Below are 22,922 nucleotides of genomic sequence, written 5' to 3'. Positions count from 1 at the left end.
TTTAAAAATATCATCTTAAAAGGACTGTGAAATAGTTTCAATCCCTGATTAAATATCCTCAACTTAAGAACGTAGGCAAAGCGCGGTTTTAAGCGTACAATATAGCCTCTAAAAAATACCATACACGTTGCCCAGGAGCCCCCAATGTTAGAACGTAGCATGAATATTTCGGACTTTGATCCAGAGTTATTTGACGCGATGAGTAAAGAAACATCACGTCAAGAAGAGCACATTGAGTTAATTGCATCTGAAAACTACTGTAGCCCACGCGTACTTGAAGCACAGGGTTCTCAACTTACTAACAAATATGCGGAAGGTTATCCTGGTAAGCGTTACTACGGTGGCTGTGAGCATGTAGACGTGGTCGAGCAATTAGCGATTGACCGTGCAAACGAATTATTTGGTACTGATTACGCAAACGTTCAGCCGCATGCTGGCTCGCAAGCAAACGCAGCTGTTTTTCAAGCATTATTAAGCCCGCTAGACACTGTTTTAGGCATGAGCCTAGCGCATGGTGGCCATCTAACTCATGGTTCACACGTTAACTTTTCAGGTAAAACGTACAATGCAATTCAGTACGGCCTAAATGAAGAAACGGGTGAAATTGATTACGCACAAGTTGAAGCGTTAGCACTAGAGCACAAACCAAAAATGATTATTGCAGGTTTTTCTGCTTATTCAGGCATTGTTGATTGGGCTAAGTTCCGTGAAATTGCAGACAAAGTAGATGCTTATTTATTTGTTGATATGGCGCATGTTGCAGGTTTAATTGCGGCGGGTGTTTACCCAAGCCCTGTACCATTTGCACATGTTGTTACTACAACAACGCATAAAACATTAGCGGGCCCTCGTGGTGGTTTAATTATTTCTGCATGTGGCGACGAAGCAATCTACAAAAAGCTTAACAGTGCAGTATTCCCTGGTGGCCAAGGTGGTCCTTTATGTCACGTTATTGCTGCAAAAGCAGTGGCATTTAAAGAAGCTCTTCAACCAGAATTTAAAGAATACCAAACACAAGTTGTTAAAAATGCGCAAGCAATGGTTAGCGTGCTACAAGATCGCGGCTATAAAGTTGTTTCTGGTAAAACAGACAATCACCTCTTTTTACTTGATTTAATCGATAAAGACATCACTGGTAAAGATGCTGATGCAGCGCTTGGCAATGCGAATATTACGGTTAACAAAAACTCAGTACCTAATGATCCGCGTTCTCCTTTTGTAACCTCTGGTTTGCGTATTGGTTCTCCTGCAATCACACGTCGTGGTTTTAAAGAGGCTGAATCTAAAGAGCTTGCTGGCTGGATCTGTGATGTACTAGACAATATTGCTGATGAATCTGTACAAGCACAAGTAAAAGAAAAAGTGAAAGCTATTTGTGCAAAACTACCTGTTTACGCTTAACAAAGTAAAACGGTAATTTAGATCACATAAGTAAACATGTTATTATAAAAGCCGCTTTTTAGCGGCTTTTTTGTTTTTAAAACGGATACCTTGATTTATGCATTGCCCATTTTGTACAGCAAAAGACACCAAAGTTATAGATTCGCGCCTTGTTGGCGGTGGTCATCAAGTTCGCCGTCGTCGAGAATGTAACGATTGCCACGAACGTTTTACGACGTTTGAAGGGGCTGAGCTGGTTATGCCCCGTGTTGTTAAACAAGACGGAAGCCGAGAGCCCTTTAATGAAGATAAGTTACTTAATGGCTTAAATCGTGCACTTGAAAAGCGCCCTGTTAGCACAGAGCAAGTTGATGAAGTGGTAAATATAATTAAATCACAACTACGTGCAACGGGTGAGCGAGAAATTTCGAGCCATTTGGTGGGAGAATGTATTATGGAGGCGCTTAAAAAACTTGATAAAGTAGCCTATGTAAGGTTTGCGTCTGTGTATCGCTCGTTCGAAGATATACGCGAGTTTGGCGAAGAAATTGCCCGTTTAGGGGAATAATTGTGAGCAGCCAAGTCGTATTTACTGAGCATGATAAACTATATATGGCGCGTGCTATTGAGCTTGCTAAAAAAGGACGATTTACCACAACGCCTAATCCTAATGTTGGCTGTGTACTTGTAAAAGATAATCAAATAATTGGTGAAGGGTTTCATCAATTAGCAGGGCAAGGGCATGCCGAGGTAAATGCCCTTGCTGTGGCCGGTGAAAAAGCAAAGGGTGCAACCGCCTATGTAACACTTGAACCTTGTAGTCATTATGGGCGCACGCCGCCCTGTGCAGAAGGGCTCAAGGCTGCGGGTATTAAAAAGGTGATTGCTGCCATGGTTGATACCAACCCAGAAGTGGCAGGCAAAGGCCTTAAAATACTGAGCGATGCTGGAATAGAAGTCGCTTATGGATTGCTTGAACAGCAGGCTCGCGCATTAAATCTTGGTTTTTTTAAGCGAATGGAACAAGGGCTTCCTTACGTAACCTGCAAATTAGCAGCCAGTATAGACGGTAAAACAGCGCTAAAAAATGGAAAAAGTAAGTGGATCACAGGCCCTGCTGCACGAAAAGATGTGCAGCTATACCGCGCTCAAAGCTGTGCCATTTTAACGGGGGCCGATACGGTTCTTGTTGATGATGCAAAACTCAATGTTCGGCAAAGCGAATTACCGTATTCATTACCGACCAACTTACCGCTTCGCCAGCCAGTGCGTGTTATAATAGACTCGCAAAATAGGTTAACACCCAACCTTGCGCTATTTAAAATAGCGCACCCAGTAATAATTTTTACCACCGAGGTTGATAAATCGACTCTGTGGCCGCATTTTGTTAAGCACATAGCGGTGCGTGAGCAACAGGGTAAGGTTGATTTAACCGATGTATTACAAACACTCGCTAAGCATCAGTTTAATAATATATGGCTTGAGGCTGGGGCAACTCTTGCGGGGAAAATGACCGAGCTCGATTTAATTGACGAGTATGTTTTTTATATCGCACCAAAACTGATGGGTTATGATGCTAAAAGTTTAGTAAACTTCCCTGAATTGACGAGTATGCAAGATACTATCGATTTATCCTTTAATGAGTGTGTGCGTGTTGGTGACGATTTGCGTATCAATGCGTTAAAAAAGCACTCATTAAAATCACTTAACTAAGAAGAGTAGCGCTATGTTTACTGGGATAATAGAAGCCACAGGCAAAATTGCTTTATTACAAAAAAAACAAGGCGACTTAGCCATTCGCATTCAAAGCGCCGACCTTGATATGAGTGACGTGAAGCTGGGCGATAGTATTGCAACAAATGGTGTATGTTTAACCGTAGTTTATAAACATATTGATGGCTTTAGTGCTGATTTATCTAACGAAACAATTCATTTAACTGGTTTTGCGCATTATTCAATAGGGCAAACGGTTAACCTTGAAAAAGCCATGCAGCCGGTTTCGCGTTTAGGTGGGCATTTAGTGTCTGGTCATGTTGATGGTATTGCAACCATTGCTGCAATTACACCAAATGCGAGAGCGACTGAATATTGGCTTACAACCGATGAAAGTTTAATGAAATACATACCTTACAAAGGATCGGTATGTATTGATGGCATAAGCCTGACAGTTAACGCTGTAGAGGGTAATAAATTTAAATTAACAATTGTGCCGCACACCAGTGGTCAAACAACGATTGCCGACTTTAAAGTAGGCACCCAAGTTAATTTAGAGGTCGATCAAATTGCACGTTATTTAGAGCGTCTTATTAAAGGTGCTGAGCAGCCAACCGGCGCAGATATATCGATGAGCTTACTCGCAAAAGCGGGCTTTATTAAATAACGAAACTGACAACTTACACGAGCGAATTTATGAATTTACACAGCGCACAAGAAATTATAGACGACATTAAAGCCGGTAAAATGGTCATTTTAATGGACGACGAAGACAGAGAGAATGAAGGTGATTTAATCATTGCTGCCGAGCATATCAGTGCAGAGGCAATTAATTTTATGGCCACTCATGGCCGCGGTTTAATTTGTTTAACGATGACACAAGAGCGTTGTGAACAACTTGATTTGCCTCTAATGGTTAAAAATAACGGTGCTGCGTTTTCAACTAACTTTACAATGTCGATAGAAGCGTCAAAAGGCGTAACTACAGGTATATCTGCAGCAGATAGAGCACGCACAGTACAAGCTGCAATTGCTAAAGGTGCTGTCCCTGGCGATATAGTACAGCCGGGTCATATTTTCCCAATTATGGCGCAGCCAGGCGGGGTGTTAACACGCGCAGGTCATACAGAAGCAGGGTGTGATTTAGCGCGATTAGCGGGCCTTGAAGCGTCTTCTGTTATTGTTGAAATTTTAAATGCAGATGGCACTATGGCGCGTCGCCCTGATTTAGAAATTTTTGCCAAAGAGCACGATATAAAAATAGGCACTATTGCTGATTTAATTGAATACCGTAATTTAAACGAAACCACAATTGAAAAAGTAGCTAAATGTAAATTACCGACAGAGCATGGTGAGTTTGATTTAGTAACTTATAAAGATACGATCGACGGTCAGTTACATTACGTACTACTCAAAGGTGAAATTAAAGCGCAAGAACCAACGTTGGTACGTGTGCATTTGCAAAGTACGTTTAACGATATCTTACTTTCTGATCGAAGTGCGGATAGAAGCTGGGGCTTATCTGATGCAATGGCATACATTGCTAAAAACGAGGGTGTGCTCGTTATTTTGGGTAAGCAGGAAAGTACTGAAGAGCTTGAAGCAACAGTAAAAGCATTTGCAGCTGCAGACGCGGGTGAAAATGTTACACCGCGTAAATTTCAAGGAACATCTCGTACCGTTGGTGTAGGCTCACAAATTCTTGCAGACTTAGGTATAGAGCAAATGCGCTTAATGAGCAGACCAAAAAAATACCATGCACTTTCGGGGTTTCACTTAGAAGTTGTTGATTACATTGAGCCACAATAGGCAAACGCTTAAACTAGGCTATTTCATTATTATTATGGTATGATGCGCAGCAATTTTTGCGCAATCGCAACCGCTTGAACTTATTTTTAGGGTTATCGAATGAAAATTATTGAAGGTAATAAGTACGCTCCGGGCAAAAAATTTGCCATTGTCATCTCTCGTTTTAATGACTTTATTGGTAGTAGCCTGCTTGAAGGCGCTGTTGATGAGCTAAAACGTACTGGTGGTGTATCTGATGACGATATTACTGTTATTTATGTACCGGGTGCAGTTGAATTACCTTTAGCGGCAAAACGCGTTGCGGCAAAAAAAGAGTATGATGCAATCATCGCTTTAGGCGTAGTGATCAGAGGTGGTACACCACACTTTGACCTAGTTGCTGGCGAATCAAACAAAGGTCTTGCGCAAGTATCACTAGAGTATGATATACCGGTTGCATTTGGCGTATTAACTACTGAAAGCATCGAGCAAGCTATTGAGCGTGCAGGCACCAAAATGGGTAATAAAGGCGGCGAAGCTGCTTTAGGTGCGCTTGAAATGGTTAATGTGTTAGATAAAATTTAAGTTTAAGGAATTTTTGTGAAACCAGCAGCAAGACGTAAAGCACGTATCTTAGCACTTCAAGCCGTTTATTCTTGGCAATTAAGCGGCAATGCAATTGCCGATATCGAACAACAAATGTTGATCGAGAACGACGTTACCAAAATTGATGTTGAATACTTTAAAGATTTAGCCTCAGGTGTGGCTGTTAATTATAAGCAACTTGATGAAGCGGTATCACCTCATTTAACACGTCCGTTTGATGACTTAGATATGGTTGAGCGAGCAATTTTACGTTTAAGCAGCTACGAACTTAAGTTTCGTGAAGATGTACCTTATAAAGTTGCTATCAACGAAGGTATTGAGCTGGCCAAAATATTTGGCGCAGAAGACAGCCATAAATTTGTAAACGGTGTACTTGATAAAGCGGTAAAGCATTTACGCAAGTAGTAGTACTTTCTCTGGTTAAATAATCAGAAGATTACTTTATATAACCGTTAAAAGGAGAGCCGGCATAGGTCGGCTTTTTTGTGTATGAAGGAATTTGAATTAATTAACCGCTACTTTAAAGGTCGCGGTATTTCTCGTCGTGATGTTAACCTAGGCATAGGTGATGATTGCGCGCTTGTCACTGTTCCACAAAACTGCCAACTTGCAGTCACAACTGATACGTTAGTAGAGGGCGTGCACTTTTTTGAAGATATTTCTCCTCGCGCTTTAGGGCATAGGGCACTCGCTGTAAACCTCAGTGATTTAGCCGCAATGGGGGCAGAGCCTACGTGGGTATCTGTTGCATTAACATTACCAACTATAGATTCACAGTGGATTGCAGAGTTTACTGAAGGCATGCATGAAATTGCAGAATACTTTAATGTACAAATTATTGGGGGTGATACCACGCAGGGACCACTTACCATTACTATTTGTGCAAAAGGTACCGTGCCTGAAGGTAAGGCGTTACGAAGAAGTGGTGCAAAGGTAGGTGATTGGATCTATGTTACAGGTCCTTTAGGGGATGCTGGGCTTGCTATTGAATCCCGTAAGCAAGACTTTAATATAACCCCAACACATTTAGAGTACCTGAATAAGCGTTTTGATTACCCAACCCCGCGAGTGGCTGCTGGGCAAGTGCTTAGAGGACTAGCAACATCAGCGATTGATGTATCAGATGGCTTACTTGCTGATTTAACACATATTCTTGAAATGTCGCAAGTTAATGCAGAAATAAATATTGAAAGTATCCCTACCTCAGAGGCAATGAAAGCAAGCCTTGATTTTAATAAGCAGTTACCGTTTATTTTGGGTTACGGCGATGACTACGAATTAATTTTTACTGTTCCAGATAACAACAAAGGTATGCTTGATTTAAAGTTAAACCAGTATGGTGTTGATATTACTTGCATTGGGCAAATAAAAAGTGGAGACGGTAAGATTGAGCTTTTACACAATGGTGAAATGTTTAGCTTTGAGCAGCATGGCTTTGAACATTTTACAAAGGAGCAGGTTTGAATAAAAACCGATTATTTAATTTAAAACGCCCGCACCAGTTTTTTGGATTAGGGTTTGGTACTGGTCTTGCCCCTAAAGCACCAGGCACATTTGGTACGTTTGCTGCGTTGCCATTTATATTTATAACTATGCATTATCCAATATGGTTGCAAATAGTGTTTGCTGTTGTGATCAGTGTGTTTGGTATATGGGCATGTGGTAAAACAGCCGACGATTTGGGTGTGCATGATCATCCCGCTATTGTATGGGATGAAGTCGCTGGCTACTACATCACCATGATAGGTGCAGCATTGAATTGGCAAACTTTATTAGTTGGCTTTTTACTATTCCGCTTTTTTGATATAGCAAAACCGGGCCCTATTCGAATGCTTGATAAGCGCGTGCATGGTGGTTTTGGTATTATGGCAGATGACGTGCTAGCGGGTATTTTTTCATTGATTTGTTTGCAAGCATTAATAAAAGCAGGTTTACTACCGTTTTAATGTTTATATTTAATTAGTTTAACTAGGTGGCAGCGTATGATGCGATTTTTACTGGTGTGTGTACTTATGTTGTGCGCAATGCCAAGTGGGGCTTCGATTACGGATTATGTCGTTAAACAATGGAATATTAAAGATGGTTTGCCATCGCAATCGCTAAAAAGCGTAGTGCAAGATCAGCAAGGCTACATATGGCTTGGAACGCAGTTTGGGTTAAGCCGCTTCGATGGTAATACGTTCACAAACTACAACACCCAAAATAGTTCTTTTTTACCGAGTAATGGCATTAATAAGCTTTTAATCGATTCGAACGGATTGCTGTGGGTGGGTACCAAAAGTGGGTTAGTTGTAATAAACCCAGCTACTTTTTCAGCACAAGCATTTAATATTAAAGGCCCTGTTAGAGATATTTTAGAAGATTCTAAAGGGGGCACGTGGATTGCCGCCAATGGGTTATATTATGTTGACCGTGGCCAAGTTAATTTACGTGGTCAATACAGTGGGACTTTGTCTACAGCAAATGCAACCGTTATAACTCAAATAGTGGGCTCAGTGAGCCAAATGGCACTTTCGCCGGAAGGCATTTGGCTTGTTAATGATCGTCACTTATTACGCTTAACTAAAAACTCCTCTGATTTTGCTAAGCTGCGTTTAGAGCTGACTGCAAAAATTTCTTTGCCCGAGCGTTTAGCTCAAACTATTGTTCATGATCTTGCTTTTTTAAATGGTAATTTATATTTAGCATCAGAGCTTGGCGCTTATTTTTTAGATTTAGACGATGAGCTAAGGCCTTTCCCATTACCTAATGCGAACAATTCTGCAGTATACAAATTTATGAGTGACAGCGATGGCGGCTTATGGATTTCTACATACGGGCGTTTATTGTTTAGAGATAAAGCGAGTCAATGGCAATGGGTAGAGCCTAGCCAGTTAGATCAAAGTATTTGGTTTGCTGATATTTTTAGAGATGATAAAAATAATATTTGGTTAGCCAGTTTTAGTGAAGGCCTATGGCTTGCTCACGAAGGGCGGGTCGAAAGACACGCGGCGGTTTCAAAAATGACCGAAGCTGTTATGGCGCTTAGCCAAGCGCCCGATGGCAAGTTATGGGTGGCCAATAAAAGTGGTGTTGGTTATTTTGATTTAAATAAAAGTTATATTAATTTAATTCCAAGCAGCCAATATGGCCGTGCTTCAGTACATGATTTGCAGTTTGATGGCGACCGCTTATACATTGCCACAGGGCGAGGTTTATTCGTTTACGAGAACGACACACTGTTTACTGTACCCGGGCGTGCACTGCGTGATAACCCTGTGTTTGCAATTAGTCGTTCAAGTAAAGGCGGGTTTTGGATAGGCACAGGCCGAGGTTTATATAGGCTTAATTTTGCAGGTTTAACTCCTTTTGCTTACAACGCGTTTTTAGGCAGTAAATTTATAACTTACGTGTTGGACAAAGAAAACTTTGGTGTTATTGGGACGAGTAAAGGCGCTTATTATTTTACTGACCGTGGTATTGAAAAAGTAGGGGATCAAACTTCGCTTGAAAGTGCATATATCACCAGTGTTTTGCATATTGATGGCGTGGGTATTTTAATTGGTTCACTTAATGATGGATTGTTTTACCGCAGCGCGCAGGGTCAATGGCGACAGCTTGATGCGGCAAATGGCTTGCCGTATGGTTCTATATTTAGCTTAGAATACGACGAAAAATTAAATAATGTTTGGGTAAGCACCATGAAAGGGGTTTACAGAATGCCAGCAGGGCAGTTTAAAACAGATATTCAAAGCTTAAAAGTAGAAGAGGTGATTTCGTCATTCGACCGACAGCTTGATGGCAAAGCAAACCAATGTTGTAGTGGATTGGGTCATGATGCGGTAGTCAGTATGGGTAACTCAATGTGGTATCCAAGCTTGCAGGGTGTTGTAGAAATACCTAAAAACGTAGAGTTGTTTGGTGTACTGTCGTTAAAGCCGACCATTGAAACAATTAACACACCTGAGCGAAGCCTCACAACAGCAGCGTTGGGTAATAAGCCAACTCTTGAAACCGACGAACGAGATATAACGCTTACTTATACGGCTATCGATTACTACGCGCCAAATAGTATTGAGTTTAGATATAAACTAAGTGGCTTAGATAGTGATTGGCGATATGCAAATACTCGTCGTGAGGCTATTTATACTAACTTACCTGCAGGGGCATTTCTGTTTCAGTTAGAAGCAAAACGCCAAGGGGAAGATTGGTCAAAGGCACAAAATGTAGAGTATGGCTTTATTGTGCCTGAGCGTTTTGATGAAACAATTTATTTTAGGTTGCTGATCACAAGTGGCTTTATTTTACTCCTTTATTTAGTATTTTGGGTGCTTAAGGCGCAAGAGCGCAGAAAACAAAAAGTGCTTGAAGGTTTAATTACAGAGCGGACTTTAGAGCTGCGCCAAGCAAATGATAAATTAGGGCAAGTTAATTCACAGCTTAAGCTCGTTAGTCACTCAGATGAGCTAACAGGCTTGCGTAGCCGTCGCTTTTTGTTTGATCAGCTACCAAAAGACATTGAACACTTTCAACGTAATTCGCAATCATTGCAGGCGCAGGGTAAATCACTGGTGCTTGTAATAATAAATTTTGATAACTTTAGCCGTATAAATGATGCCTTTGGTCCAATTGCAGGTGATAGCTGCTTGCAGCAAATGGCAGCTCTACTAAACTCGCGTACCCAAGGCTCTGATTATGTAGCGCGTTGGAGTGGTGATGAATTTTTACTACTATTACGTGACTTTAAATGCAATAAAATAGACAGTTACGCGTCAGAACTTTGTAAAGCGATTGCAGAGTATTCATTCCAACTACCTAACGGTAATATGACAAATATAACAGCCTCAATTGGGTGGTCTTTCTATCCATTACCATTACTCGGTGGCCAGGTAATTGGTTGGGAAACCTCTATTAATTTAGCTGATATTTCACTTCATCAAGTTAAAAAGCGCGGTGGTGATGGCGTAGCCCATATTACTTTTGACGAGCAGCTAGATGCATTTGAATTTGAGCAAAACTCTAATGTAGAGCAGCAGCTGAGTATGCTACAGCGAAATGGTTTAGCCGATATAAAAGTGTGGATGCGATAATACCTGACCAACATTGTTGATCAGGTATGGTGAGGTTAACTCTATTGATTAAGCCAAGCTGGTAATATTGCCACTGACTCAGGTGCTGTAAATGCAGTGCTTGCATCGGCGCTAACGTCGCCTCCGGCACTGCTTAAAATATTGTTAAAACGCATAACCACATTATTTGATTTTTCAGCTACGTATAAATCTGTCCCGGTATACATAATATCGACAGGGTTGCCCAGTAGGGTATTTGGACCGCTAATAGTGGTGCTTATGTTTACCAAACCCGACGCCATTGCTACGTTATTCAACACGTATATTTTGCCATCATCGGCAATTGCTGCGCTACCAACATCAGAGAGAATTAACGAGCCGCTTAGCGAGTCGTAGTCGATGCCATGTATATTGCTTGGCGCTTCTATTGCGGCTCCAGCATTTGCAGGTGTTATAAGCCTATCTTCAACGGCAATATTAGTATTACCAGCCATTAGCTTGCTTTTGACTTCGTCGAATACAGCAACGGTTCCATTTGTTAGTGCTACAAAAGCACGGTCAGTGCTTGCATCGTAATCAACATCCCAAGGGCGAGCGCCGTTTGCAAAAGTAAGTGTCATCAAAGGGGACGCATCCCCTGTAGTACACGTTGAAAATATTGAAATGCTCGGCGTATCTGCATTATTTTCTGCAACTAAAATCATACCGCTATCAGAAGCAACATCAAGACCTTTAGGAGATATAAGGCCTGTGTTCGCTCCAGTAATAATACTATCTTGGCTTGTATTATACGTTTGTCCATCTCGGTTTATTGCTACTTTATTTGAAATAATAATACCACCAATAGAAGTTGCACTGTTATCGAACGTTGTATAACTGTTTCCCGCTTTGTCGAAGGTCGTGCTTTCTATAGTTTGACTCGCGTTATAATTGCCAATTTCAGTATTAAGTTGTGAACTTAATCGACTAATTTGCCCAGTTGTTTCACCTGCAGTACCTGGGTTACTGCTTACAGCGACCCCTAAAAGCCCCATATTAGCAGTATCACTATCTGAAATGTCAGCCCTCTCATTTGGCATGCCCAGTTTAGTAATTGACTCAGGTTTAATCGTTGAGGTGACTAAATCAGGAGTAATATCGCCGCTTTCACCTGAAAATATATTGCTAAAGACAAGAACAGCGTCATTTGATTTTTCGGCTACACGCAAATCACTACCTTCAAGGCTAATATCAACGGGGTTACCAAGCATTGTTGCTGGGCCGGCAATACTTCGTGCAACGCTTACTAAACCCTCTGCGGTTGATGCATTATTGATTACAAATAACGATCCATCGGTTGCATCTGAGGCACTACCTACATCAGACAAAACAAGTTTATTAGTACTTGGGTCATAAACAATACCGTGGATATTTACAGATATTTGCGTACCATCATTATTGGCAGGGGTAATTGTGCGGCTTGGCATTGCGGCAAATTCACTATTAACAAAATTATCGTAAACGGCTACATCACCATTTGTAAGTGCTACATAAAGGCGGTCATTAGTTTCATCATAATCAACATCCCATGGTGCAGCCTCTGTAATGGTTATACCTAAAGGAGCTGCATTGCCGGCTGCTGTAGCACCAAAAGTCGTTACCTGCATTGCGCCAAAGTCAGCAATAAAAATAAGACCACTCTTTTGTGCTGTAGCAATTCCCTTAGGGTTTACTAGCGTTGTGTTAGCACCTGTTATTTCGCGATCTGTATTTGCAGCATAGCTGGCGCCGTCAGCACGGTTAGCAAGCTGACAGATAGTTTTAATACTGCCATTTTCATTGTCGCTTGCTTGTAATAAGTTACCTAGGCTATCAAAAGCGACGCCTTCGTTAGCTGTTGTATTAAAGGTTTTTAATTTAGAAGCACTTTGGTTAATTAAGTCAATGGTACCCGCGTTGGTTTCTCCATTGTTAGCCAAAATAAATGTTGCAGCTGCAAAACCTGGGTTGCCATTTTTACCGTCGGAACCATTTTGTCCATCAGTGCCTGCAATACCATCTACGCCGTTTTTACCATCGTCTGAGCTACAACCTGTAATGCCGATTAATACTGCAAGTGTTAAAGCTGAAAAACTAAGTTTTTGTTTCAATGTGTTTTTTTGTGCAGAGTAAGTTGTTAAATTAACGTTATTCATCATTTTTACCTTTTAAATATTCCATCAAATTTAGGTAAATAAAGGCTTGCTTGTAAAGCGTATACTAAGCAGCACTGATTATTTACATGTTAACCTCACTGCAATAACGGTTAAAAAGTTAAATTGGATGCAAAAAATAATAATAAAAACGAAAAAGGAGCCAATAGGCTCCTTTCTTTAAACAATTAGAATAATTAACTAAGCGGTAAATGACCTAATTGAACTTAAAATACCTTGCTGGCCTAAGCCCATTTCATCGTGCATTTCGTCTTGCGTGCCGTGCTTAATAAACTCATCAGGAATACCTAAGTTAAGTATTTTAACATTGGCCTGTTGGCTAGCTAAGTATTCGTTAACCGCAGAGCCTGCGCCTCCGGCAATGGCATTATCTTCAAGAGTAACTATGGTATCGTGATTTTTAATAATGTCGTTTAGCAGTGAAGTATCAAGCGGCTTTATAAAGCGCATATTAACAAGTGTTGCATTAAGTTCAGTTGCAGCAAGTTGTGCATTTTCAAGTAATGTTCCAAATGACAAAATGGCAATTTTTGAACCTTGTTTTACTGTATTTGCTTTACCAATTTCGAAAAGTTGCATATCGCTTTGAATCTCTGCCGTACCTGCACTTCCGCGAGGGTAACGAACAGCAACCGGACAATTAGCTTTGTAACCGGTGTATAACATTTGGCGGCATTCGTTAGTATCGCTAGGTGCCATAATAACCATATTAGGAATACAACGCATAAAACTTAGGTCGTATGCGCCTTGATGTGTTTCGCCATCGGCACCCACAATACCTGCTCGGTCTATGGCAAATAATACGGGTAAGTTTTGCAATGCAACATCGTGAATTAATTGATCGTACGCGCGTTGTAAAAAGCTGGAATATATAGCAACAACAGGCTTTAAGCCTTCACAAGCAAACCCCGCAGCTAGGGTGACGGCATGTTGTTCAGCAATTGCTACGTCAAAATACTTATCAGCATGCTCTTTTGAAAAGCGCACCATGCCCGAACCTTCACGCATAGCCGGTGTAATAGCCATTAATTTGTCGTCTTGCTCTGCCATGTCGCATAACCAGTCGCCAAATACTTTTGAAAAAGTAGGCGCGCCTGGTTTTGATTTTGGTAGACTTGATGTGCTGGGGTCAAATTTAGGTACGCCGTGATAGCCAATTGGATCTGCTTCAGCTGGCTTGTAACCTTTACCTTTTTGCGTTTTTATATGAAGAAGTTGTGGGCCTTTTAAATTACGCATATTACGTAATGTATCAACCAGCATGTTTACATCGTGCCCATCAATTGGGCCAATATAATTTAAGCCAAGTTCTTCAAAAAACGTACCTGGTATAACCATGCCTTTAAGGTGCTCTTCCATTCTGCTGGCAAGCTCTTTAACAGGCGGTACGCCAGACAGTAGTTTTTTACTCCCTTCGCGAATATTGGTGTAAAAGCTACCAGATAAAATACGTGCAAAATGATTGGTTAATGCGCCAACGTTTTCAGAAATCGACATTTCATTATCATTTAAAATAATAAGCATGTCTGATTTTACATCACCTAAGTGATTCATTGCTTCAAACGCCATGCCCGCAGTAATAGCGCCATCACCAATAACAGCGACAGTTTTGCGGCCAGCGCCTTCTTTTTGCGCCGCAATTGACATGCCTAATGCTGCAGAAATTGAAGTGCTTGAATGACCAACGCTAAATGTGTCGTAGTCACTTTCATCTCTAAACGGGAATGGGTGAAGGCCATTTTTTTGACGAATGGTGTGCATTAAATCACGCCGACCCGTTAAGATTTTATGCGGATAGGCTTGATGCCCAACATCCCATACTACACGATCTTCTGGTGTGTTATACACGTAATGAAGTGCAACTGTAAGCTCAACCGTGCCTAAACCAGACGCTAAATGACCGCTACTTTGCGATACAGAGTTAAGTAAATACTCACGTAGTTCATTGCTAAACTCGGGAAGTTTATTCTGCGCTAAGTCTCGTAATTGAGCTGGTTTGTCAACCAAGTTAAGTAATGGATACTTGCTACTATCAAGTGTCATGGTTTTTTTATATCCTTCGAGCACATTCGTTTTCAACTAGGAATGAATAACGAATGTTAAGTAATAATGTCAGTGCTATTTGCAATACGCTTAAGCTGCGACTAATGGTCACGTTCAATAAGGTAATTTGCTAGCGACGCAAGAAGCGTTGTATCTGCATCCATAAGTGCTAACGCTTCGTGGGCTTGTGTTATTAAATTTTGCGCCTTTTCTTTAGCGCCTAGCATACCTAATAACGCTGGATATGTCGCTTTATTCGCTTCTATATCTGAGCCTTGTGGTTTACCTAATATATTGGTGTCACCTTCCACGTCTAAAATATCGTCGTGTACTTGAAATGCCAACCCTATAGCATACCCAAAAATACTCAAGTTATCTAAAGTTTGTTCATCTGCGTTTTCACTGCACAGCGCACCTAATGTTATAGCACAGTTAATTAGTGCACCGGTTTTTAACTTGTGGATGCGTTCAAGTTCTTGTACCGAAACAACTGTGTCAGTTGCGGCAATGTCTAAGCCTTGCCCCGCAACCATACCTTCAATACCTGATGCATGTGCAAGAGCAGCAATCATTTTTACTTGCGATTGCGCTGAGCAATTAAAGTTGTGTGTGGCTATAAGTTCAAAGGCGAGAGTTTGCAATGCATCACCGGCTAAAATAGCTTGTGCTTCGCCATACACAATATGACAAGTAGGGTAGCCGCGGCGTAAATCATCATCATCCATAGCGGGCAGATCGTCATGTACTAAGGAGTAACTGTGAATGCACTCTATGGCTGCAGCTAAAATGTCTAAGTCACTTTTTTTAGCACCGAGCATTTCACCAACAGCGTAAACCAAAAAAGGGCGTAGCCTTTTACCACCGTTAAATAAGCTGTAATGAGTGGCTTCTTTTATGGTTTTATCGCTATCGAGCGGCTGTTCAAAGTAGCGGTTGAGTGTAGTGGCTACATCTATCTGAACACGTTCAATATAGTCTTTTATGCTCACAACTATTCCATATCGTTATTAAAGTTTGTAAGTGCTGACTTTTCGCTATTGCCCATTAAAATAGATACTTTTTGTTCTGCTTGCTGTAGTTTTTCAGATGACGCTCCAGCGAGTGCGATACCACGCTCGAACTGCTTCAATGATTGTTCAAGCGATAAATCACCTTGTTCCATTTCACTAACAATTGTTGATAATTCTTCTAGTGCTTTTTCGAAACTTAAGTTTTCAGGTTTTTTAGTCGCCATCTTTATTTTAGCTTACATAATAAATTTAGGAGCCAATTTTAGGGGGAATGCTAAACTAGGTCAAAGGATGATATGAGTTTTTTACATTTAGGGCGATTAATGGCGTGCTATTTATCAAGAAAACTCGATAATTAGGCTGTGTGCCTAACTTGATATAAAATAATAAATATAACTTTATATGTTTATTTACAAAAACGACTTAAGCAATTCAATATGTTGCCGATAAGCAGTTAATAATAAAAAGTTTATGATAAGGCATTTAAACATGAAATCTCTGGAGGAAATGTGGATTTAGCAACCATAATAGGGATCCTAGGCGCAATTGGCTTAATCGTCATGTCTATGTTTATGAGTAGTAGCGGTGAAATGGGCATGTTTGCCGATGCACCTTCAAGTGTAATTGTATTTGGTGGCTCGCTATTTATTGTTTTATCAAACTTCACTATGTCTCAATTTTTAGGGATAGGTAAAGTGGTTGGTAAGGCATTCATGTTTAAAATTGAATCGCCTGAAGAGTTAATTGAAAAAGCAGTAGAGCTTGCAGATTCTGCTCGTAAAGGGGGGTTTTTAGCACTCGAAGAAGCTGAAATTCCAAATCCATTTATGCGTAAAGGCGTTGACATGCTTGTTGATGGGCATGACGCTGACGTTGTGCGCGCCACACTTCAAAAAGATATTTCCCTAACCACCACCCGTCATGAGCTCGGTGCTGGCTTATTTAAAGCACTTGCCGATATAGCTCCAGCAATGGGGATGATTGGTACATTGATAGGCCTAGTTGCCATGTTATCAAACATGGACGACCCTAAAGCTATCGGGCCTGCAATGGCCGTGGCACTATTGACCACTCTGTATGGTGCATTTTTAGCAAACGTTGTAGCAATTCCAATTCAGGTAAAACTCGAGCTGCGTAAAGACGAAGAGGCAATGAATCAGCGTTTAATTCTTGATGCTATTTTAGGGATTCAAGATGGTCAAAATCCGAAAGTGATAGAAGGTATTTTGAAAAATTACTTAGCTGAGTCTAAACGTAAAGTTGATACCGAGGAGTAGCCATGTCTGATGAAGAGTGCAAATGTCCCCCCCCAGGTTTGCCTGCGTGGATGGGAACATTTGCTGATTTAATGTCGTTGTTGATGTGCTTTTTTGTACTATTATTGGCATTCTCAGAAATGGATGTACTTAAATTTAAACAAATAGCAGGCTCTATGAAGTTTGCTTTTGGTGTACAAAATAAAATTGAAGTTAAAGATATCCCAAAAGGGACATCAGTTATCGCCATGGAATTCACCCCAGGTAAACCAGAACCTACACCAATAGAAACCATTCAGCAGCAAACCGTTGAAATGACCCAGCAAATGCTAGAGTTTCAGGCCGGTGATGAAAGTTCTGCTGGCGGTAGACAAGAGCAGCGGGGTGATAAGCGCGGTGGTGAGTCTCGAAGTACATCGCAAGAACAATCATCTGAACAAGCAACATCTGCAGCAGATCAAGAGCAAACAAATGAACTCGTTAAAAAAATAGCGCAGCAGTTAGAGAAGCAAATAATAGATGGTGCAATAGAGCTTGAGTCTTTGGGCCAGCAAATTATTATTCGTATTCGTGAGAATGGTTCGTTTCCTTCGGGCAGTGCTTTTTTACAGCCTAAGTTTAAACCCATTATTCAGGATATTGGTGTGCTTTTAAAAGACGTGCCAGGGGAAATTACTGTTTCAGGGCATACAGATGATTTCCAGGTATCGAATGAGTTATACGTTAATAACTGGGATTTGTCATCTAAGCGCGCAGTGGCTGTTGCCAGCGAATTACAAACAGTTCAAGGATTTGATAAAACACGAATGATGGTCGTTGGCCGTGCGGAAACAAGGCCGCTAGTTCCTAACGATACCAATGAAGACAGACGCCGTAATCGCCGAGTTGAAATATCTATATTACAAGGCAAGGCAAAAGAATCTGATCCTATTGATGTAAGATAACTCTTTTAATTATAAAGCTGGGCTTAATTAGCAGCCCAGCTTATAAGCTTTACGAGTCACTACCACTTGATACTCATTAATGCAGACAATTCATTAAAAACTCTCCCTCTTTGAAATTGCTATGCTAGACTACTGTTTATATAACCAGTTGTAGGCGAGTGTATGAAACTCTACATTGCAGAAAAACCTTCACTTGGACGTGCAATCGCTGATGCACTTCCAAAACCACACAAAAAACACGATGGTTACATTGAGGTCGCTAATGGTGATTGTGTTTCGTGGTGTATTGGTCATTTGTTAGAACAAGCTGAGCCTGATGATTACGATGAGCGCTATAAAAAATGGCAATTAGAACATCTCCCGATAATACCGGGACAATGGCAGTTAAAGGCTAAAACAAAAACTCGCAAGCAGCTTAGCGTCTTAAAAAAGTTAATTAAACAGGCTACAACACTTATACATGCCGGTGATCCCGATCGTGAAGGGCAATTACTTGTAGATGAAGTGATAGAACAAGCCAAAATAAGTAAAACTAAAAAGCAAAGTATTCAGCGTCTACTTATAAGTGATTTAAACTTAGTGGCAGTTAAAAAATCACTTAGTAGCATGCGCTCTAATAGAGAGTTTATCCCATTGAGTGTATCAGCGCTTGCACGTTCACGAGCCGACTGGCTATTTGGGATGAATCTCACTCGGGCTTATACGTTAGCTGGGCAAAAAGCAGGGTTTGGCAATGTGCTATCAGTTGGTCGCGTACAAACTCCCATTTTAGGGTTAGTGGTTAATCGCGATAACGAAATAGTTAATTTTGTATCAAAACCATTTTATGAGGTATTAGCTAGTTTAGTTACTCCTGAACAGCAGCTATTTACAGCCAAGTGGGTACCGAGTAAAGCTTGCGAACCTTATCAAGATGAAGAAGGGCGAGTGCTAAATAAAGCATTAGCCGAAAATGTGGCTTCGCGTATAACTAATCAAAAAGGAGAGGTAACAGCGCTTGAACAAAAGCAAAAAAAACAAAGTGCACCTTTGCCTTATAACCTATCCGCACTACAAATAGATGCAGCTAAAGCATTTGGCATGCCTGCCCAGCAAGTGCTTGATATTTGCCAAGGATTATATGAACGTCACAAATTAATTACTTATCCTCGTTCAGACAATCGGTATTTACCAAAAGATCATCACCAAGATGCCGCCGCTATCTTTAAAGCGATAGCACAGAACAAAGGACAGCCAGTAGAATTAGTCGATGGAGCAAACGTAAAGCATAAGAGTAAATGTTTTAATGATTCTAAAGTGGCTGCTCACCACGCTATAGTACCGACGGCTAAACTTTTAAAAAGCGCATACTTGGCAAATGATGAAGCGAAAGTATACCAGTTAATATGTAGGCATTATTTAATACAGTTTTACCCAGATTATGTTTATAACGAAACTAAAGCAGAGGTAACAATTGCTGGTGGTTTATTTAAAGCCAACGCTAAACAAGAAGTCAGCTTAGGTTTTAAAGTGTTAATGGGTAAATCAGAATTAAAAGAAGAGGCAACGTTGCCTTATCTTGAAAAAGGGATGAACCTGACATGTACTCAAGGAAGTGTAATAGAAAAGCACACTTCGCCCCCAGCTCATTTTACTGATGCAACATTGTTGGCTGCGATGACGGGGATTAGCCGTTATGTAAAAGATCCACATATCAAAAAAATATTAAAAGAGACCGATGGTTTAGGTACTGAAGCTACTCGAGCAGGCATTATAGAGTTGTTATTTAAACGGCGCTTTTTAAAGCGTGAAGGCAAAACAATTAAAGCCACAGAGACAGGTCTTGCATTAATTAGTGTTTTGCCTGAAGGTTTAGCAAGTCCTGACTTAACGGCAAAATGGGAGTCAAGCCTAGGTGATATTGCACAACAATCCTTGAGTTATCAGCAGTTTTTACAACCTCTACTTGCTGATCTTACTAATTTTGTGGAGCAGGCCGCTAACTGTGACAGCAGGGTATTTGCCAAGCTGCCTAAAACGCCTGCCAAAAAGCGCTTTGCAAAGCGCGCTAAAAAAGCACCTTTTAAAAAATCAGGCTACAAAAAAAGCCCTGTAACAAATTAACCGCAGGGCTTGTTGGTTTATAAGTCATTCACTTTTATTAAATAACGCAACCGCAGCGTTACTCATGGCTTTAATTCCAGTAGGAAGCGCCGCTTTATAATCAGGTGCAAATTTACTTGAGTGCAATGATGGAAGTGTTTCGTTGTTTTTTATTGCTTTTTCGTATTGCTGTTGATTAACGCCGCCTAGCCAAAATAATGTTATAGGGATGTTCTCGTCGGTACGGCCATAAAGGCCAAAGTCCTCCCCTGCCATTACTGCTTGTGTTTCAAGTACGTTTGTATCGCCTATGGCATTTTTAATAGCACCTCGTACTATATTAGTTTGTGCAGGGTTATTATAAGTCGATGGAATTGATTCATCTTCATGCACTACAACATCAGGATAGTCAGATTCTTCAAGGCCTGCACTTTGAGCAATTCCTCGGGTTATTCGTTTAATTGCAGCAATTTGCGCATTACGTACATCTGGGTTGTAGCTTCGCAGTGTAAGTTGCAGTTTCACCTCATCAGAAATAACATTATGTTTAGAACCACCATGTATAGAGCCAACTGTTATAACGGATGGTTCAAGAGGAGAAAGCTCGCGACTTGTAATCGTTTGCAAAGCCAATACTGTACGAGCAGCTATGATTACCGGGTCAATAGTGGTATGAGGATACGCACCATGGCCGCCTTTACCTTTTATATTTATATCAACGGAATCCACACTTGCCATGGTATATTCGTTTTTCATGGTAACTTTACCAGCTGGCACGCTAGCACTTACATGTAGAGCAATAATGTGGTCAGGCTTGGCATATTTACTAAATAACCCCTCACTTAGCATTGCTTTAGCTCCGCCTCCAACCTCTTCTGCAGGTTGTGCAACCATCATTAGTGTACCCTTCCATTTACTTTTATGTGCAATGAGTTGCTCAGCAGTACCTATAAACGAGCTCATATGAATGTCATGACCACAACCATGCATAACGCCAACTTTTGCACCATGCTCGTCAATTACTTTTACAGTTGAAGCGTAGGGTTTATTTGTTTGCTCGGTAATAGGTAAACCGTCCGTATCAGTGCGTATCATAACTGTTGGGCCATTGCCATTTTTGTAAATACCAACAACGCCATATCCACCTACATTATCTGTAACCTCGAATCCGAGATTGCTAAGCTTGGCGGCTATTTTTTTACCTGTGTTCTTTTCGCTATATGAGAGTTCCGGCGATTGATGTAAATCAAGGTAAAGCTTTTCAATACTAGGCATTGTTTTGTTTAGGTCTAAGTCGAGCCCTTTAGCCTGTAGAAGCGGAGCTGCAAATAAAAGCGCAGCGCTAAGGTAAGATAGTTTCATGATTTGCCTCATTAATTGATTATGTACGCCGAGTGATTTAGTTATACGACTTGTATTTATTATGTTTATCACCATATAAAACCTTAAATAGATCAGTATGGCAATCAATTCAATGAGCAATATAGTAAGTATTAATGCACAAAACCTTCAGCAAGTCCTTGGAGAAACATCACAACAAAAATTAGTATTACTTAACTTTTTCTCACCTCAAAGTCCTGATTGTATCGGGCAGGCTGCAATTTTAGATAAAATAGCGGCTGAATATACAAGCCATATAGTAATAGCGAATTTAGATTGTGATGCAGAGCAAGCGTTAGCTTCACAATTAGCACAACAAGTTGGCTTACAAACATTGCCAACACTTGTGCTTTTAAAAGACTCAGCCCCTGTAGATTTGCTTGCCGGTACTCAAACTGAATCACAAATACGCGAAGCCTTATCTAAACATCTACCCGCTCAACAGGATTTATTATTAGAGCAAGCTAAACAGGCTTTATTGAAGTCTGACCTCAATGCAGCGTTTAATTATGCAAAGCAAGCATACGAAATAGATAATACTAATGTACGTATTAAATTAGTGCTTGCAGATATTTGTATTCAAATTCACAAATTAGATGAGGCTCAAGCCTTAATAGAAACAATTGACTCGCAAGATCAAGATGCATACTTTAATAACATCAAATCAAAGTGCGAAGCAGCACTAGATGCAAAAGACTCACCAGAGATACAACTAAAGCAGCAGCAAGTAGATAAGTACCCAAACGATCTCGAACTTAAGGAAGAACTCAGTACTTTATTGAATGAAGCAGGAAGAAAAGAAGAAGCACTAGAGCTACTATTTACCGTATTACAAAAGGACCTCAATTATAATGAAGCTAAACCAAGCTTTTTAGCCATTATAGCTTCGTTACCAGATGGAGATGCACTCGCAGCTAAATACCGTAGAAAGCTATACAGCATTTTATATTAAAAGCCGATTCTAAGTACGGCTAGATAGAAGCACCTTTACAAGAGGTGCTTTTTTATTGGTAGTTATTAATTGGCAAGCAGGGAGTTTATGCCGAAAAAGCAAAGTTATGCACAGGGTTTTGTGGGTAACTTGTGTTTAGGGTGTGCGTTTACTTGGGGTGTAATTTAAATCACTTTTTTAGTAAAAAAAGGCTTGCGTTAAATTCGCGGCTCCCTATAATGCGACCCCACTGAGACGGCAGAGCAGGCAACGCTTAGCGAGCCAAGCAAACCACTTAGTGAGTCGAGTAAAACTTAGGTTTAGATTTTATAAAGTTTAAAATTAAGTGTTGACAAAAATACAGGAAAGCGTAAGATTCGTTTCCCTTGAGTCGCTAAGGCAACTCAAGCGTTCTTTAACAATATAAAGCAATCATCTGTGTGGGCACTCGTACAGATTGAGTTCTAACAGCCAAACTACTTCGTTCTTTATTGAGCAAGTAACGAGGCAAACAAATTAGAGTCTCAATTGAAACTGAGTGACCAACAG

The 22,922-nt window shown here is 40.6% G+C and carries 19 protein-coding genes; 14 read left to right on the top strand and 5 right to left on the bottom strand.

Annotated features, from left to right (window positions below):
• Nucleotides 1-144: 144 nt before the first annotated feature.
• The 10 genes from glyA to CWB62_RS14985 all read left to right on the top strand — a co-directional run bounded on the left by glyA (nucleotide 145) and on the right by CWB62_RS14985 (nucleotide 10,556).
• Nucleotides 145-1,401 carry a serine hydroxymethyltransferase gene (gene glyA / locus CWB62_RS15030; RefSeq protein ID WP_138529740.1) on the top strand — a complete coding sequence of 419 codons (1,257 nt, stop codon included), beginning with the start codon at nucleotides 145-147 and terminating at the stop codon, nucleotides 1,399-1,401.
• 97 nt (nucleotides 1,402-1,498) lie between these two features.
• Nucleotides 1,499-1,948: a transcriptional regulator NrdR gene (gene nrdR / locus CWB62_RS15025; RefSeq protein ID WP_006794272.1), complete on the top strand. Its 450-nt coding sequence runs from the start codon at nucleotides 1,499-1,501 to the stop codon at nucleotides 1,946-1,948.
• Nucleotides 1,949-1,950: 2 nt separating this feature from the next.
• Nucleotides 1,951-3,093 (top strand): bifunctional diaminohydroxyphosphoribosylaminopyrimidine deaminase/5-amino-6-(5-phosphoribosylamino)uracil reductase RibD, encoded by a 1,143-nt coding sequence (gene ribD / locus CWB62_RS15020; protein WP_138529738.1) that lies wholly within the window; start codon nucleotides 1,951-1,953, stop codon nucleotides 3,091-3,093.
• A gap of 13 nt (nucleotides 3,094-3,106) precedes the next feature.
• Nucleotides 3,107-3,760, top strand: a complete 654-nt coding sequence (locus CWB62_RS15015; RefSeq protein WP_138529736.1) for a riboflavin synthase — start codon at nucleotides 3,107-3,109, stop codon at nucleotides 3,758-3,760.
• A gap of 29 nt (nucleotides 3,761-3,789) precedes the next feature.
• A complete protein-coding gene (ribBA, locus tag CWB62_RS15010) occupies nucleotides 3,790-4,902 on the top strand; it encodes a bifunctional 3,4-dihydroxy-2-butanone-4-phosphate synthase/GTP cyclohydrolase II (protein WP_058551590.1) in 1,113 nt (370 codons plus the stop codon).
• A gap of 99 nt (nucleotides 4,903-5,001) precedes the next feature.
• A complete protein-coding gene (gene ribH / locus CWB62_RS15005; protein WP_006794268.1) occupies nucleotides 5,002-5,466 on the top strand; it encodes a 6,7-dimethyl-8-ribityllumazine synthase in 465 nt (154 codons plus the stop codon).
• 15 nt (nucleotides 5,467-5,481) lie between these two features.
• On the top strand, nucleotides 5,482-5,892 hold the full coding sequence (gene nusB, locus CWB62_RS15000; protein ID WP_058404262.1) for a transcription antitermination factor NusB: 411 nt from the start codon (nucleotides 5,482-5,484) through the stop codon (nucleotides 5,890-5,892).
• Nucleotides 5,893-5,976: 84 nt separating this feature from the next.
• On the top strand, nucleotides 5,977-6,951 hold the full coding sequence (gene thiL, locus CWB62_RS14995) for a thiamine-phosphate kinase (RefSeq protein ID WP_138529734.1): 975 nt from the start codon (nucleotides 5,977-5,979) through the stop codon (nucleotides 6,949-6,951).
• Nucleotides 6,948-7,433, top strand: coding sequence for a phosphatidylglycerophosphatase A family protein (locus tag CWB62_RS14990; RefSeq protein ID WP_006794265.1), 486 nt, complete (start codon nucleotides 6,948-6,950; stop codon nucleotides 7,431-7,433). Before thiL ends, CWB62_RS14990 begins: the two co-directional genes overlap by 4 nt.
• A gap of 36 nt (nucleotides 7,434-7,469) precedes the next feature.
• On the top strand, nucleotides 7,470-10,556 hold the full coding sequence (locus CWB62_RS14985) for a ligand-binding sensor domain-containing diguanylate cyclase (protein WP_138529732.1): 3,087 nt from the start codon (nucleotides 7,470-7,472) through the stop codon (nucleotides 10,554-10,556).
• Between the two features lie 41 nt (nucleotides 10,557-10,597).
• Here CWB62_RS14985 and CWB62_RS14980 read toward each other — a convergent pair whose 3' ends face one another.
• The 4 genes from CWB62_RS14980 to CWB62_RS14965 all read right to left on the bottom strand — a co-directional run bounded on the left by CWB62_RS14980 (nucleotide 10,598) and on the right by CWB62_RS14965 (nucleotide 16,004).
• Nucleotides 10,598-12,709, bottom strand: coding sequence for a hypothetical protein (locus tag CWB62_RS14980; protein ID WP_138529818.1), 2,112 nt, complete (start codon nucleotides 12,707-12,709; stop codon nucleotides 10,598-10,600).
• Between the two features lie 198 nt (nucleotides 12,710-12,907).
• The gene (gene dxs, locus CWB62_RS14975) at nucleotides 12,908-14,770 is read right to left on the bottom strand and encodes a 1-deoxy-D-xylulose-5-phosphate synthase (RefSeq protein ID WP_138529730.1); all 1,863 of its coding nucleotides are present in this window, start codon (nucleotides 14,768-14,770) and stop codon (nucleotides 12,908-12,910) included.
• Between the two features lie 101 nt (nucleotides 14,771-14,871).
• On the bottom strand, nucleotides 14,872-15,759 hold the full coding sequence (gene ispA / locus CWB62_RS14970; RefSeq protein WP_138529728.1) for a (2E,6E)-farnesyl diphosphate synthase: 888 nt from the start codon (nucleotides 15,757-15,759) through the stop codon (nucleotides 14,872-14,874).
• 2 nt (nucleotides 15,760-15,761) lie between these two features.
• Nucleotides 15,762-16,004: an exodeoxyribonuclease VII small subunit gene (locus CWB62_RS14965; protein WP_006794260.1), complete on the bottom strand. Its 243-nt coding sequence runs from the start codon at nucleotides 16,002-16,004 to the stop codon at nucleotides 15,762-15,764.
• A gap of 285 nt (nucleotides 16,005-16,289) precedes the next feature.
• Here CWB62_RS14965 and pomA point away from each other — a divergent pair, with 285 nt between their 5' ends.
• From pomA to CWB62_RS14950, 3 genes are all read left to right on the top strand, one after another.
• On the top strand, nucleotides 16,290-17,057 hold the full coding sequence (gene pomA, locus CWB62_RS14960) for a flagellar motor protein PomA (protein WP_008132143.1): 768 nt from the start codon (nucleotides 16,290-16,292) through the stop codon (nucleotides 17,055-17,057).
• A gap of 2 nt (nucleotides 17,058-17,059) precedes the next feature.
• Nucleotides 17,060-17,980, top strand: a complete 921-nt coding sequence (locus tag CWB62_RS14955; protein ID WP_058404268.1) for a flagellar motor protein MotB — start codon at nucleotides 17,060-17,062, stop codon at nucleotides 17,978-17,980.
• Between the two features lie 162 nt (nucleotides 17,981-18,142).
• On the top strand, nucleotides 18,143-20,083 hold the full coding sequence (locus tag CWB62_RS14950; protein WP_138529726.1) for a DNA topoisomerase III: 1,941 nt from the start codon (nucleotides 18,143-18,145) through the stop codon (nucleotides 20,081-20,083).
• 24 nt (nucleotides 20,084-20,107) lie between these two features.
• On the opposite strand, the gene CWB62_RS14945 is transcribed toward CWB62_RS14950, so the two are convergent.
• On the bottom strand, nucleotides 20,108-21,424 hold the full coding sequence (locus tag CWB62_RS14945; RefSeq protein WP_138529724.1) for a M20 metallopeptidase family protein: 1,317 nt from the start codon (nucleotides 21,422-21,424) through the stop codon (nucleotides 20,108-20,110).
• 112 nt (nucleotides 21,425-21,536) lie between these two features.
• On the opposite strand from CWB62_RS14945, the gene CWB62_RS14940 reads away from it, so the two are divergent.
• A complete protein-coding gene (locus CWB62_RS14940; RefSeq protein ID WP_058404271.1) occupies nucleotides 21,537-22,394 on the top strand; it encodes a tetratricopeptide repeat protein in 858 nt (285 codons plus the stop codon).
• Nucleotides 22,395-22,922 lie beyond the last annotated feature (528 nt).

The sequence above is a fragment of the Pseudoalteromonas sp. S408 genome (genome assembly GCF_005886645.1).
Classification (GTDB): Bacteria; Pseudomonadota; Gammaproteobacteria; order Enterobacterales; family Alteromonadaceae; genus Pseudoalteromonas.
The sequence above is the reverse complement of the archived record's forward strand: the minus strand, read 5'-3'. Positions and strand labels throughout refer to the sequence as shown.